The sequence below is a fragment of the Tessaracoccus sp. MC1627 genome (assembly GCF_014164725.1).
Lineage (GTDB): Bacteria > Actinomycetota > Actinomycetes > Propionibacteriales > Propionibacteriaceae > Arachnia.
Window position 1 is genome coordinate 87,124 of record NZ_JACJGA010000007.1, and the last position, 13,144, is coordinate 100,267.

Consider the following 13,144-nt stretch of genomic DNA (forward strand, 5'->3'; position numbering starts at 1 on the left):
GGGGTGCACCATGACTGACACCACGCACCACGAGTTGACGGCCGCCTTGACGAGCCGGTGGCCCGAGCACCGGGTGGCGCCCAGCCTGACGCGCATCTCGGCCCTCATGCATCTCCTCGGCGACCCGCAGAAGGCCTTCCCCGTGATCCAGGTGGCCGGCACCAACGGCAAGGGCAGCACCGCCATCATGATCGAGGCTCTGCTGCGCGCCGCGGGCCTGCGCACCGGACGCTTCGCCAGCCCGCACCTGAGCGATGCCAGGGAGCGGATCAGCGTCGACGGGGAGGCGGTCAGCGAGGAACGCTTCGGCGAGGTCTGGCGTGACATCGAGCCGTACGTCGCCATGGTGGACGAACAGCGGCTCGACGGCGTGTCGATGACGTTCTTCGAGGTCATCACCGGCATGGCCTACGCCGCCTTCGCCGACGCCCCGGTGGATGTGGCCGTCATGGAGGTGGGCCTCGGGGGAAGGTGGGACGCCACCAGCGTCGCGGACCCCGCGGTGGCCGTGGTGACCCCCATCGGGCTCGACCACATGCACATTCTCGGCTCCACGTTGGAAGAGATCGCCGGCGAGAAGGCCGGCATCATCAAGCACGGCTCGACCGCCGTCCTGGCTGGTCAGGATCCGGTGGCCGCGCGGGTGCTGCTGGAGCGGGCCATCGAGGTGGGGGCCCCGGTGAAGGTGGAGGGGCCGGACTTCGGCGTCCTGGACCGCAGCCTGGCCGTCGGAGGGCAGCTTCTCCGCATCGACACGGCGGGTGGCCCCGTGAGCGACGTGTTCCTCCCGCTGTTCGGCGAGCACATGGCCCGCAACGCCGCGCTGGCCGTGGCCGCAGTCGAGGCCTTCCTGGGCGGTCAGCCGCTGAGCCCCGAGGTGATCGTCGAGGGCCTCGGCTCAGTGGATGCGCCGGCCCGGCTGGAGCTGGTGCGCACCTCACCCCCCATCGTGGTGGACACCGCCCACAATCCGCCGGCCGCGCGCGTCACCATCGACGCGGTGGTGGAGTCCTACACCTTCGAGCCGCTGATCGGTGTGGTGGCGATGATGCAGGACAAGAATGCCGAGGAGGTGCTGGGGATCTTCGCCGAGGAGATGGATCAGGTGGTCATCACGCAGGTGTCGTCCTCGTCCCGTGGCCGCCCTGTCGACGAACTGGCCGCCGTCGCCGAGACCGTGTGGTCCACCCATCAGGTGCACCGCGCCGCCACCATGGCCGAGGCGCTGGACCTGGCTGTGATGCTGGCAGACACCGCCAGCGCCCACGCCGGCGTGCTCGTGGCCGGCTCCGTGATCGCCGCCGGCGAGGCACGCGACCTCCTGAGGACGGAGCGACACCCGTGACACTCGATCCCGCAAACCCGCTGCGCCCGGCCGCGATGTCAGTACTCGTCTTCGAGATCATCGTGGTGTGGCTCGCCTTCATCGGGATGATCCAGGTCTCCGGGGTCAACCTGTGGGTGGCGGCCGCCTGGTGCGCCGTGGCCACGCTGCTCTGCCTCGCCGCCTCCGCCGGCCTCAGGAAGCGGTGGGGCTACGTCGTGGGCTGGGTGGCCCAGGTGGTGCTCATCGGCCTCGGCCTCCTCACCCCCTGGATGTATGCCATGGGTCTCATCTTCGCTCTGATCTGGGTGACCTGCGTGGTGCTGGGGAAGCGCCTCGAGGCTGCCCAGGCTGAAAGGAACCGCTCGTGACCGAGCAGACATTCGTCATCATCAAGCCCGACGCGGTTGCGGCCGGCCACGTCGGGGCCATCGTGTCGCGCTACGAGGACGCCGGGCTCCGGTTGGCCGCCATGGAGTTCCGTCAGATCGACCCGGACTTCGCGGACCGTCACTACTCCGAGCATGTGGAACGCGAGTACTACCCGCCGCTGCGGGAGTTCATGACGGAGGGGCCGCTCATCGCCATGGTGATCACTGGAGACGACGCGGTTGCACGCGTGCGTGCGCTCCACGGGGCCACCGATCCCGCCAAGGCGGAGCCGGGCACTGTGCGGGCGGATTTCGCCGAGTCGACCCGGCGCAACGCCGTCCACGCCTCTGATTCGCCCCAGTCGGCCGCCCACGAGATTGCCCTCTGGTTCGGCGAAGGGTAGGTCAAACGCGCGACCGCGGTTATCCTTGGCGGCGTCATGACAACACTTTCCGCGCTGCCCACGCACTCCCTCTTCGGACGGCTGGAGCCGCTGCTCGCGCAGGTGAGCAAGCCCATCCAGTACGTCGGGGGTGAGCACAACTCCGTCGTCAAGGACTGGGATTCGGTCGAGGTCCGCTGGTGCCTGTCGTACCCGGACGCCTACGAGGTGGGGCAGCCCAACCAGGGCGTGGCCATCCTCTACGAGATCCTCAACGAGCGCGAGTGGATACTCGCCGAGCGCACCTACTGCGTGTGGCCGGACATGGAGGCCAGGATGCGGGCGGCGGAAATGCCGCAGTTTACGCTGGACGCGCACCGCCCCGTCGGCATGTTCGACGTGCTGGGGGTCTCCTTCTCCACCGAGCTGGGCTACACCAACCTGCTCAACCTGATCGACCTCTCCGGCATGAGCCTCCACGCGGCCGACCGCGTCGACGGAGAGCCGCTGGTCGTCGCGGGAGGGCACGCGGCGTTCAACCCCGAACCCATCGCGGACTTCATCGACGTGGCCGTGCTGGGCGACGGCGAAGAGGCCTCGCTGCTCATCTCGGACATCATCCGCGAGTGGAAGGTGGACGGCCGCGAGGGTGGCCGCGACGGGCTGCTGCTGCGCCTCGCCTCCACCGGCGCGTTCTACGTGCCGAAGTTCTACGACGTGGACTACCTCGACGACGGCCGCATCCAGCGGATCGCGCCCAACCGCGAGGGCGTGCCGTTCCAGGTGCGCAAGCACACCCTGATGAACCTCGACGAGTGGCCCTACCCCAAGCACCCCATCGTCCCGATGGCCGAGACCGTGCATGAGCGCTACTCCGTGGAGATCTTCCGCGGCTGCACCCGCGGCTGCCGCTTCTGCCAGGCCGGCATGATCACTCGACCCGTCCGGGAGCGCTCGATCGACACCATCGGTGCCATGGTGGAGGGCGGACTCCGGGCCACCGGGCTGGAGGAGATCGGCCTGCTGTCCCTGTCCTCGGCGGACCACTCGGAGATCGCGGAGGTCACCAAGCAGCTCGCGGACCGCTACGAGGGCTCAAACGTCTCGCTCTCGCTGCCTTCAACCCGCGTGGATGCGTTCAACATCGACCTGGCCAACGAGCTGAGCCGCAACGGCCGCCGCTCGGGGCTCACGTTCGCGCCCGAAGGCGGCTCAGAGCGGATGCGGAAGGTGATCAACAAGATGGTCACCGAGGAGGACCTCATCGACACTGTCGCGGCCGCGTTCTCCTCCGGCTGGCGCCAGGTCAAGCTGTACTTCATGTGCGGCCTGCCCACCGAGACCGACGAGGACGTGCTGGCCATCGCGGACCTGGCGCGGCGCGTGATCGAGACCGGCCGCAAGGCCTCCGGCACCCGCGACATCCGCTGTACCGTCTCCATCGGCGGGTTCGTGCCCAAGGCGCACACCCCCTTCCAATGGGCCGGCCAGGCCAGCGCCGAGACCATCGACCACCGTCTCCAGCTGCTGCGCGACACGATCAGGCAGGACCGCCACTACGGCAAGGCCATCGGCATGCGGTATCACGACGGCAAGCCGGGGACCATCGAGGGCCTGCTGTCCCGCGGGGACCGACGGGTGGGCCGGGTCATCGAGCGCGTGTGGCGCGACGGCGGCAAGTTCGACGGCTGGAGCGAGCACTTCAGCTTCGAGCGCTGGGCCACCGCCGCGGCGGAGGAACTGGCCCCCTTCGGCGTGGACCTGGACTGGTACACCACCCGCGAGCGCGGCTACGAGGAGGTCCTGCCCTGGGACCACCTCGACGCGGGCCTCGACCGTGACTGGTTGTGGGAGGACTGGCAGGACGCCCTCGACGAGCGCGAGGTGGAGGACTGCCGGTGGACGCCGTGCTTCGATTGCGGCGTGTGCCCTCAGATGGACACGGAGATCCAGATCGGCCCCACAGGCAGGGTGCTCCTGCCGCTCGCGATGGCCAAGCCCTCCCTCCGGTAGGGGGAGGGCGGCGGGGACCAGCTAGGCTGGCCCCTCGTGGAGAGCGTGCGCAGGGTCGGATTCGACCGCGAGAAGTATCTGGTCCTTCAGTCCCACCACATCGACGAGCGGCGCAAGCGCTTCGGCGGCAAGCTGTACCTCGAGTTCGGCGGCAAGCTGTTCGACGACCACCACGCCTCCCGTGTGCTGCCCGGCTTCACCCCGGACAACAAGATCGCCATGCTGGAGACCCTCAAGGACGAGGTCGAGGTGGTCATCGTCGTCAGCGCCCACGATCTCGCCCGGAACAAGGTGCGCGCTGACCTCGGCATCCCCTACGAGTCGGATGTGCTGCGGCTGATCGACGAGTTCCGGTCCTATGGGCTGTATGTCGGCAGCGTCGTCATCACGCAGATGACCGATGAGCACCGGCAGGGGAGGGCGTTCAAGCGGAAGTTGGAGCGGCTCGGCCTGAAGGTCTACCGCCACTACCCGATCAAGGGCTACCCCAGCGATGTCGCGCTGATCGTCAGCGACAACGGCTACGGCCGCAACGACTACATCGAGACCACCCGCGACCTCGTGGTCGTCACCGCCCCCGGCCCCGGCAGCGGCAAGATGGCCACCTGCCTGTCGCAGCTCTACCACGACCACAAGCGCGGCGTCCCCTCCGGCTACGCCAAATTCGAGACGTTCCCCATCTGGAACCTCCCGCTGGACCACCCCGTCAACCTGGCCTACGAGGCTGCCACGGCGGACCTCGACGACGTCAACATGATCGACCCGTTCCACCTCGCCGCCTACGGCGAGCAGGTGGTCAACTACAACCGCGACGTCGAGATCTTCCCCGTCCTCAAGCTCCTGTTCGAGCAGCTCACCGGCGCCTCGCCGTACCAGTCGCCCACAGATATGGGCGTCAACATGGCGGGGCAGTGCATCTCCGACGACGAGGTGTGCAGGGCGGCCTCCAAGCAGGAGGTCATCCGTCGCTACTACAAGGCGCTGGTGCACGAGCGGCGCGATGAGCTTGAGCCCACGCTGTCGGACCGCATCGCGTTGACCATGCGCACGTTGGGCATCGGGGTGGAGGACCGGCCGGTCGTCGGTCCGGCTCTGGAGACCGAGCGCCGCACCAAGGGGCCCGCCGCCTCTCTGCAGCTGCCCGACGGCACCGTCGTCACCGGCAAGACCTCTGCGCTGTTGGGCAGCTCCTCGGCCCTCCTGCTCAATGCCCTGAAGCTTCTCGCCGGCCTGCCGGACGAGGTCCATCTGTTGGCGCCGGAGACCATCGGCCCGATCCAGACCCTGAAGACCCAGCACCTCGGGAGCGCCAACCCGCGTCTGCACACCGACGAGGTGCTGATCGCCCTGTCCGTGGGTGCCACCTACGACGAGAACGCCAGGCGGGCCCTGGCCGAGCTGCCGCACCTGCGGGGCTGTGACGTGCACACCACGGTGATCCTGGGGCCTGTCGACGAGGCCATCTTCCGCAACCTCGGGGTCAATGTCACCAGCGAGCCCGTGTACCAGAGCAAGAAGCTGTACCGGAAGCGCTGAACGAACCCCGACGCAGGGACACTAGACTGCCGCCCGTGGGAAACCGACAGCCGCCAGTCCAGCAGGCACCTCCGGCGCAGAAGCTGCGGCTGCGCTACGCCAAGCGTGGCCCCGGCCGGTTCACCTCCCACCGCGACTTCGGGCGTGCGCTGGAACGCGCTCTGCGCCGCGCGGAGATCCCGATGGCCTATTCCTCGGGCTTTTCGCCCCACCCCCGCATCTCCTACGCCAACGCCGCGCCCACCTCCGCAGCCTCCGAGGCGGAGTACGTGGAGTTGGGGCTCACCGAGGTCTGCAACCCGGTGAAGCTGGTGGAGGCGCTCAACGCGGTCCTCCCGCAAGGCTTCGTCGTGCTGGACGCGGCCGAAGCGGTCAAGGAGTCGCTCGGTGACCTACTGCAGGCGTCCGACTGGGTGATCAGCCTCGCAGGGGCAGAGCCGGGCGTCCTCGGCTCCGCCGCGTCGTCGCTCCTCGACAGGGACGAGTACATCATCGAGCGGATGACGAAGAGCGGCATGCGGGCCTTCGACGTGCGCGCGGCCATTGTGAGTTTGAGTGTCGCAGACGACGAGACGTTGCTTCTGCGCTCGCTCCACCAGGCGCCGCTCGTGCGCCCGGATGACGTGGTGACCGCACTGCGTCAGCTCGCCCCCCAAGTGCCCGCGCAGGCCCTCCTGACCCGCCTGGCGCAGGGACCGCTGGCCGACGGCGTGATCGGCGACCCGCTCCGCTGATCGGCGCGGTGATGCGCCAAGAGTTGCGACGGTGTGCGAGAATGACGGACAGGTCACGGCACCGCCGGTGCCAACCGGGAGCAGCGAGGCTGCACCGCGGCAATTCTGCCGCGACTGCTCGCACTGCCCTGGAGGCCGGAGTCTTAGCGCACAGCGCGTCTGTGCCCGTCCGCGCATCCGCGCCTGAGGAGCCTCATGCTCGATAACGAGAACGACGGCGTCACCACCGCCGAGGAAACCACACCCACCGCCCCCGTGAGGCGCCGCCGCGCTGCGGCCCGTCCTGCGGGCCCGCCCCAGGACGCCGCCGCTGAGCCCACGACGGGTAGCCCGACGGCTGAGCCGGAAGCGGCTGACCTGACCCCCAAGCGACGCCGCGTCGCCACCAAGCCGGACGCGGCCGCCGCGCCCGTCCGTCGCCGCAGAGTGAAGGCGGTGGAGGCTTCCTCCGAGGACGCTCCTGCTGCAGTCGCCCCGGTCGAAGGTGCTCCCGCTGCGGAGGCTCCCGTCGTGGAGACTCCCGCCGCAGAGGCGACCCCGTCGGTTGACGAGAGCAGGCCGGTGCGCCGTCGCGCCACTCGCCGCACCGCGCCGCCGGCCCCGATCGAGCCCACGCCTACCCTCTCCCCGGTCGAGAGCGCTGATGCGCCCGCGCCGGTCGAGGAGTCCTCCGCGACGACTCCGATCGATGAGCAGCCCCCGGAAGCAGCAGCGCAGCAGACGCCCGCGCCCGCTCCCGTCCGCCGCCGACGGGCGTCGCGACCGGCCGCCGCCCCCGAACCTGTCGTCCCCGCCGAGCCTGTGGTTGCCCCCGAACCGGTGGCCGCCGCCGAGCCCACAACCGCCCCGGAGCCAGAGGCCGCGCCGCAGCCCGCGCTCGTCCCCGCCGAGACCACGACCCGCGTCGCGTCCGAGGCCGCACCCACAGAGGAGGCAGGCCCCACCTCCACCCGCAGCCGCCGTCGACGCGCCAGCCGCCCGGCCGCCGCGCCCGCGACCCTCCCCGAGGGCCAGGACGAGGACGCCATCGGTGCCGCGCTCCGCGCTGCGGAAGAGGTCGCGGAGGCCCGCCGGGCACTCCTGACCGACCCCTTCCTCACCGCAGCGGCGCGTGAGCAGCAGCTCGCGGCCCTGGCCGGCGCGATTGCCGGCAGCCCCACAGAGGAAGACGAGGCTGAGCCCGAGGGCGAAGACGGCGAGCTGACCGAAGCCGCGACGGACGAGGCTGCTGCCGAACCCGCGGAGGACGAGCCCGAGACCGACGAGGACGACAGCGACGACGCCGTCGACGATGAGTCCGACGACGACCGTCCCTCCCGCCGGCGTCGTCGTCGCGGGGGCCGGCGTCGTCGTCGGGGTGGCTCCCGCGATGGCGCGGAGGATTCGGAGTCCGACTCCGACGAGGCCGATGAAGCGGAGTCGGAGGCTCCCGCGGAGGAGCCGGCCGAGGGCGAGCCCGACGCTGACGGTGCCGAGCAGGACACCGCTGAGGCGGACGACAACGGAACGACGCGTCGTCGTCGCCGCCGTCGTCGTCGCGGCGAGGGCGCAGACGCCGATTCCACGTCCTCCGACGAGGTCACCGGCATCGAGGGCTCCACCCGCATGGAGGCGAAGCGCCAGCGCCGCAAGGAGTCCCGTGCCGCGGGGCGCCGCCGCGCGCCCATCCTCAGCGAGGCCGAGTTCCTGACCCGACGGGAGGCGGTGGACCGCAGGCTGGTCATCCGCCAGTCCGAGGACTACACGCAGCTGGCCGTGGTGGAGGACAACATCCTCGTCGAGCACTACGTGGACAAGGCGTCGGCCACATCGCTGATCGGCAACATCTACGTCGGCCGCATCCAGAACGTGCTGCCCAGCATGGAGGCCGCCTTCATCGACATCGGCCGCGGACGCAACGCCGTGCTGTACGCCGGTGAGGTGGACTGGGCCAACTTCGGGGTCACCGGGGAGAACCGCAAGGTTGAGAACGTCCTGAAGTCGGGTCAGAGCGTGCTCGTGCAGGTGACGAAGGACCCCGTCGGCGCCAAGGGCGCCCGCCTCACCGGACACATCTCCCTGCCGGGCCGCTACATCGTCTACTCGCCGGGCGGCCACCTGTCGGGGATCTCCCGCAAGCTGCCGGACACCGAGCGCAGCCGACTCCGCACCATCCTCGGTTCGCTGATCTCCGAGGACGAGTCCGTCATCGTGCGGACCGCGGCGGAGGGTGCCAGCGAGGAGGAGCTGATCCGCGACGTCAACCGTCTCAAGGCCCAATGGGAGGTCATCGAGAAGAAGACGAAGCAGGGCAGCGCCCCACAGGCCCTCTACTCGGAGCCGGATCTCACCCTCCGGATCGTCCGCGACCTCTTCACGGAGGACTTCGGCCAGCTGATCGTCCAGGGCGACGGCGGCCCGGCTGATGCCTACGACGCCATCTCGGCCTACGTGAGCCACGTCGCGCCGCACCTGGCCGAGCGTCTGGTGCGCTTCGAACCCGCCGAAGACGGCCGGGACGTGTTCTCGCAGTTCAAGATCGACGAGCAGATCGCCAAGGCGCTGGACCGCAAGGTCTTCCTGCCCTCCGGCGGGTCCCTGGTGATCGACCGCACCGAGGCCATGACGGTCGTCGACGTCAACACAGGGCGCTTCACCGGCACCGGAGGCAACCTTGAGGCCACCGTCACCAGCAACAACCTGGAGGCGGCGGAGGAGATCGTGCGGCAGCTGCGCCTGCGGGACATCGGTGGCATCATCGTGATCGACTTCATCGACATGGTCCTGCCGAGCAACCGTGAACTGCTGCTGCGCCGCCTCGTCGAGTGCCTCGGCCGCGACCGCACGCGTCACCAGGTCGCCGAGGTGACCAGCCTCGGGCTGGTGCAGCTGACTCGCAAGCGGATCGGCACAGGCCTGGCGGAGGCGTTCACCGAGCCGTGCGAGCACTGCCAGGGTGCGGGCTATGTCCGCTTTGAGGAGCCTGTGGATTCGCAGGCGCCCTCCGACGGCGGGGAGCGCAGGTCGCCGCGGCGCCGCGGCAAGAAGTAGGCCCCATTTGGTCAATTCCACGCGGGCGGGTTAACATTCTACGGTTGCCTGCTCGCGTGGGCTTCACCCCAGAGCAATCCAGGCCATGGCCTGGGCACAGACAACAAGGAGATTCCAGTGGCCGCCACGTGTGATGTTTGCGCCAAGGGACCCGGCTTCGGTCACAACGTTCCTTGGTCGAAGAAGAAGACCAATCGCCGCTGGAACCCGAACATCCAGCGCGTGCGTGCCACCATCAACGGCACTCCGCAGCGCGTGAACGTGTGCACCTCCTGCCTGAAGGCCGGTAAGGTCTCGCGCTAGTTCGCATCCCTGACGCCGAAAGCCGGCGGTCCCCACGATGGGGCCGCCGGTTTTTTGTGTCCCCATCGCGAGCAACTCGGGACTGTCCGCGGGGGCCGGTAGGGTCTTGCTCATGTCCTTCTGGCGCACCCCGATCTACCGCGACCTCGGGCGTCGGCTCGTCGACGTGGTGGGTGGCAAGACGGCCGCGGAGTTCGAGCGGATGGGGATCAGCACGGTCGACGATCTGGTGCGGCACGTGCCGCGCCGCTACATCTCCGGCACGGAGATGTCCGACTTCAGCACCCTCACCGTGGGGCAGGACGTCGCGGTGATCGCGCAGGTGGTCGGCGTGAGGCAGTTCCACTCCTCTGGTGCGGGCCGCGTCCAGGCCGTCCTGAGCGACGGCCACGGGCGGCTCTCGGTGGCGTTCTTCGCGAAGAAGCAGCGGGTGCTGGACTACTGGGAGCGGCAGCTGGCCCCCGGCCGTCGCGGCATCTTTATCGGCCGCGTCGGCCGGTTCAACGAGCAGCTCCAGTTGGCCCACCCGGATTTCGTGATGCTCGACGGCGCTCGCATCTCCGGGGGCAAGGATGCCGAGAAGAGGGCAGCCATGGAGCGCAGCGTGCAGCGAGCCACGATGATCGGCCTGTATCCGGCCACCGGGAAACTGCCGACGTGGGTGATCGCAGAGTCGATCCAGCTGGTCCTGCCCACCCTGTCCGGAGACACCCTCCCGGCGTGGGTGGTCGACGAGGCCGGGGTGCTGCCGTTCCAGGAGGCGCTCACCGCCGTCCACGAACCTGTCGAGGCACGGCAGGCGGAGAACGGCCAGGCGCGGCTCCGGTTCGATGAGGCGTTCGGCATCCAGCTGGCCATGGCGGCCAGGCGACGAGAGGCCGCGGGTGAGCTTGCCACGCCGCGTCCCCGTCGCGCTGGGGGGCTCCTCGAGGCGTTCGACGAGAGGCTGCCCTTCACCCTCACCGACGGGCAGAGGGCCATCGGGGAGGCCATCTTCGGCGATCTCGCGGCCGGGGCGCCCATGAACCGGCTCCTCCAAGGCGAGGTGGGGTCCGGGAAGACGCTCGTGGCGCTCAGGGCCATGCTCGCGGTGGTCGACTCCGGGGGGCAGTCGGTACTGCTGGCTCCCACTGAGGTCCTGGCCAAGCAGCACTTCCAGACCATCTCGCGGCTTCTCGGGGATCTGGGCCAGGGTCGTCAGCTCGGCGCCCATCCTGAAGCCACGGGGGTGGTGCTCCTCACGGGGAGCCGCTCCGCCGCGGCCAAGCGCGGTGCGCTGGCGCAGATCTCCACCGGTGAGGCGGGGATCGTGGTGGGCACGCACGCCCTCCTCAGCGACCCGGTGGCGTTCAATGACCTCGGCCTGGTCGTCGTCGACGAGCAGCATCGCTTCGGCGTCGAGCAGCGGGCCGCGCTCGCGGCGAAGGCGGAGAGGAAACCCCACACGCTCGTCATGACCGCCACACCCATCCCCCGATCCATCGCCATGACGGTGTTCGGTGATCTGGAGGTCAGCGAGCTGCGTGAGCTGCCGGCCGGCCGGGCGGACGTGCAGACGGTGTTCGTCGACACCGCGCAGACGCCGCACTGGGTTCCGCGCGCCTGGGAGCGGATCCGGGAGGAGGTGGAGCGGGGCAGGCAGGCGTTCGTGGTGTGTCCGTCCATCACCGCCAAGGAGGCCGAGGCGGGGGGTGCGCCAGCGATGTCCGCAGTCGAGGAGCTCGCGCCGCAGCTGGCCGCCGGACCCCTCGCGGGCCTGCGCATCGGGATGGTGCACGGCAAGCAGCCCGCGGCCGATCGGGACGACGCAATGGCCGCCTTCACCGAGGGGCGGTTGGATGTGCTGGTGGCCACCACGGTGATCGAGGTGGGCGTGGACGTCCCCAACGCGTCGGTGATGGTGGTGGTGGACGCGGATCGCTTCGGGCTCTCCCAACTGCACCAGCTCCGCGGGCGCATCGGACGAGGGGAGCACCCGGGGCTGTGCCTCCTGCTGGCCGCCGTCGGGGAGAACCTCGACGCTGAGACCCGCCTGCAGGCCATGACGTCGACCACTGACGGCTTCGAGCTGGCCGAGCTCGACCTGCGGCTACGCAGGGAGGGAGACGTCCTTGGCGCCGCCCAGTCCGGCGGGGGATCGCTCAAGCTGCTGCGGGCGCTGGACGACGCAGGCGTGATCCAATCGGCGAAGGTGCTCGCCGAGCAGGTCCTGGCGGACCCGCGGTCCGCCACGGACCCTCTGCTCGCAGACCTGATGGCGAAGGCAGAGGCTGTCGCGGCCGGAGAGTGGATGGAGAAGTCGTGAGCAGGATCATCGCAGGACGGGCGAAGGGGCACCGCCTGAGCACCCCGAAGGGCGCGCGCACCAGGCCCACCACGGACCGCACCCGGGAGGCGTTGTTCTCCGCCCTGTCGAGTTGGTTCAACTCCGCCGACGAGGACGCCTCAGCCCACCTTGCGGGGGTCTCCGTGCTGGATCTCTTCGCGGGCTCTGGCGCCGTCGGCCTCGAGGCGGCCAGCCGGGGTGCGGCGCCGGTGGTGCTCGTCGAGCAGGACAGGCCCACTGCCAGGATCATCCAGGACAACGCACGGGCCACGGGTCTCTCGGTCGAGGTGGTCGCGGCGAAGGCCGAGACGGTCGCCGGTGCGCCGGGCCGGAGGTTCGACCTGATCTTCCTCGATCCCCCCTACGAGATGGCCACCGAGTCCATCGAGGCGCTGCTGGAGAAGCTGGCTGTCACCGCGTTGGCCGCGCGCGGGCTGGTGGTGGTGGAGCGCTCCTCGCGGGACCGTGACCCCAGCTGGCCGCCTGGATTCACAGACACCTGGCTGCGCCGCTACGGTGAGACGACGCTCCACTTCGGGGCTGTGGACTAGGAGTGATGCCATGACGGTCTTGTGCCCCGGGTCGTTCGACCCGATCACCGTGGGCCACCTCGACGTCATCCGGCGGGCGCACGCGCTGTTCGGTGCCGTGGTCGTCGCCATCGGCAACAACTCCACGAAGAACTACCTGTTCAGTTTCGACGAGCGGGTGAACCTGGTCCGGGGAGCGACGGCGGACCTGGACCGCATCACCGTGGAGCCCATGGAGGGGCTCCTGGTGGACTTCTGCCGCAGACGGGGGATCCCCGCCGTTGTCAAGGGCCTGCGGTTCGGATCGGACTTCGACTTCGAGCTCCAGATGGCCCACATGAACCACGCCATGGGCCCGGTTGAGACCGTCCTGTTGCCCGCCGGCAAGGAGCACGTGACGCTGTCCTCGACGATCATCCGTCAGGTGGTGCGGCTCGGAGGAGACGTCTCCGCCTACGTGCCCGGCAACGTCGCGATCGCCATCGAGGAGAGGCGTCGAGCGGGCTCGCTGTGAGCCGCATTCCGTTTTGGGAATTCCGCGGGGCCTCGGTAGAGTTGGCAGCCGGTCATGACGAGTCATGGACGGCAGACGAA

Annotated in this window: 11 protein-coding genes; all 11 read left to right on the plus strand. The window is 69.6% G+C overall.

Going from position 1 to position 13,144, the window contains the following annotated elements; translation table 11 throughout:
* Positions 1 to 10 precede the first annotated feature (10 nt).
* The 11 genes from H5399_RS13980 (at position 11) to coaD (ending at position 13,064) form a co-directional block, all read left to right on the plus strand.
* Entirely contained in the window at positions 11 to 1,345 is a 1,335-nt protein-coding gene (locus H5399_RS13980; protein ID WP_182783697.1) for a folylpolyglutamate synthase/dihydrofolate synthase family protein, read from the plus strand.
* The gene (locus H5399_RS13985; protein WP_370585777.1) at positions 1,342 to 1,695 is read left to right on the plus strand and encodes a DUF4233 domain-containing protein; all 354 of its coding nucleotides are present in this window, start codon (positions 1,342 to 1,344) and stop codon (positions 1,693 to 1,695) included. Before H5399_RS13980 ends, H5399_RS13985 begins: the two co-directional genes overlap by 4 nt.
* Entirely contained in the window at positions 1,692 to 2,099 is a 408-nt protein-coding gene (ndk, locus tag H5399_RS13990; RefSeq protein ID WP_182783699.1) for a nucleoside-diphosphate kinase, read from the plus strand. Before H5399_RS13985 ends, ndk begins: the two co-directional genes overlap by 4 nt.
* A 36-nt stretch (positions 2,100 to 2,135) precedes the next feature.
* Positions 2,136 to 4,091 carry a TIGR03960 family B12-binding radical SAM protein gene (locus tag H5399_RS13995; RefSeq protein WP_182783701.1) on the plus strand — a complete coding sequence of 652 codons (1,956 nt, stop codon included), beginning with the start codon at positions 2,136 to 2,138 and terminating at the stop codon, positions 4,089 to 4,091.
* 36 nt (positions 4,092 to 4,127) lie between these two features.
* Positions 4,128 to 5,627, plus strand: coding sequence for a DUF1846 domain-containing protein (locus H5399_RS14000; RefSeq protein WP_370585778.1), 1,500 nt, complete (start codon positions 4,128 to 4,130; stop codon positions 5,625 to 5,627).
* 35 nt (positions 5,628 to 5,662) lie between these two features.
* Positions 5,663 to 6,361: a TIGR03936 family radical SAM-associated protein gene (locus H5399_RS14005; RefSeq protein WP_182783703.1), complete on the plus strand. Its 699-nt coding sequence runs from the start codon at positions 5,663 to 5,665 to the stop codon at positions 6,359 to 6,361.
* A 195-nt stretch (positions 6,362 to 6,556) separates the two neighbouring features.
* On the plus strand, positions 6,557 to 9,391 hold the full coding sequence (locus tag H5399_RS14010; protein ID WP_182783705.1) for an Rne/Rng family ribonuclease: 2,835 nt from the start codon (positions 6,557 to 6,559) through the stop codon (positions 9,389 to 9,391).
* Between the two features lie 117 nt (positions 9,392 to 9,508).
* The gene (gene rpmB, locus H5399_RS14015) at positions 9,509 to 9,694 is read left to right on the plus strand and encodes a 50S ribosomal protein L28 (protein WP_182783707.1); all 186 of its coding nucleotides are present in this window, start codon (positions 9,509 to 9,511) and stop codon (positions 9,692 to 9,694) included.
* 112 nt (positions 9,695 to 9,806) lie between these two features.
* On the plus strand, positions 9,807 to 11,999 hold the full coding sequence (locus tag H5399_RS14020) for an ATP-dependent DNA helicase RecG (protein WP_182783709.1): 2,193 nt from the start codon (positions 9,807 to 9,809) through the stop codon (positions 11,997 to 11,999).
* Positions 11,996 to 12,571 (plus strand): 16S rRNA (guanine(966)-N(2))-methyltransferase RsmD, encoded by a 576-nt coding sequence (gene rsmD / locus H5399_RS14025; RefSeq protein WP_182783711.1) that lies wholly within the window; start codon positions 11,996 to 11,998, stop codon positions 12,569 to 12,571. The genes H5399_RS14020 and rsmD overlap by 4 nt, the downstream gene beginning before the upstream one ends.
* Before the next feature lie 10 nt (positions 12,572 to 12,581).
* On the plus strand, positions 12,582 to 13,064 hold the full coding sequence (gene coaD, locus H5399_RS14030; RefSeq protein WP_182783713.1) for a pantetheine-phosphate adenylyltransferase: 483 nt from the start codon (positions 12,582 to 12,584) through the stop codon (positions 13,062 to 13,064).
* Positions 13,065 to 13,144: the final 80 nt, after the last annotated feature.

What these genes read in the sequence shown, in the direction of transcription:
- H5399_RS13995 (WP_182783701.1), top strand. Translation starts at nt 2,136, where the DNA reads ATGACAACACTTTCCGCGCTGCCCACGCACTCCCTCTTCGGACGGCTG.
- coaD (WP_182783713.1), top strand. Translation starts at nt 12,582, where the DNA reads ATGACGGTCTTGTGCCCCGGGTCGTTCGACCCGATCACCGTGGGCCAC.
- H5399_RS13980 (WP_182783697.1), top strand. Translation starts at nt 11, where the DNA reads ATGACTGACACCACGCACCACGAGTTGACGGCCGCCTTGACGAGCCGG.
- H5399_RS14020 (WP_182783709.1), top strand. Translation starts at nt 9,807, where the DNA reads ATGTCCTTCTGGCGCACCCCGATCTACCGCGACCTCGGGCGTCGGCTC.
- H5399_RS14010 (WP_182783705.1), top strand. Translation starts at nt 6,557, where the DNA reads ATGCTCGATAACGAGAACGACGGCGTCACCACCGCCGAGGAAACCACA.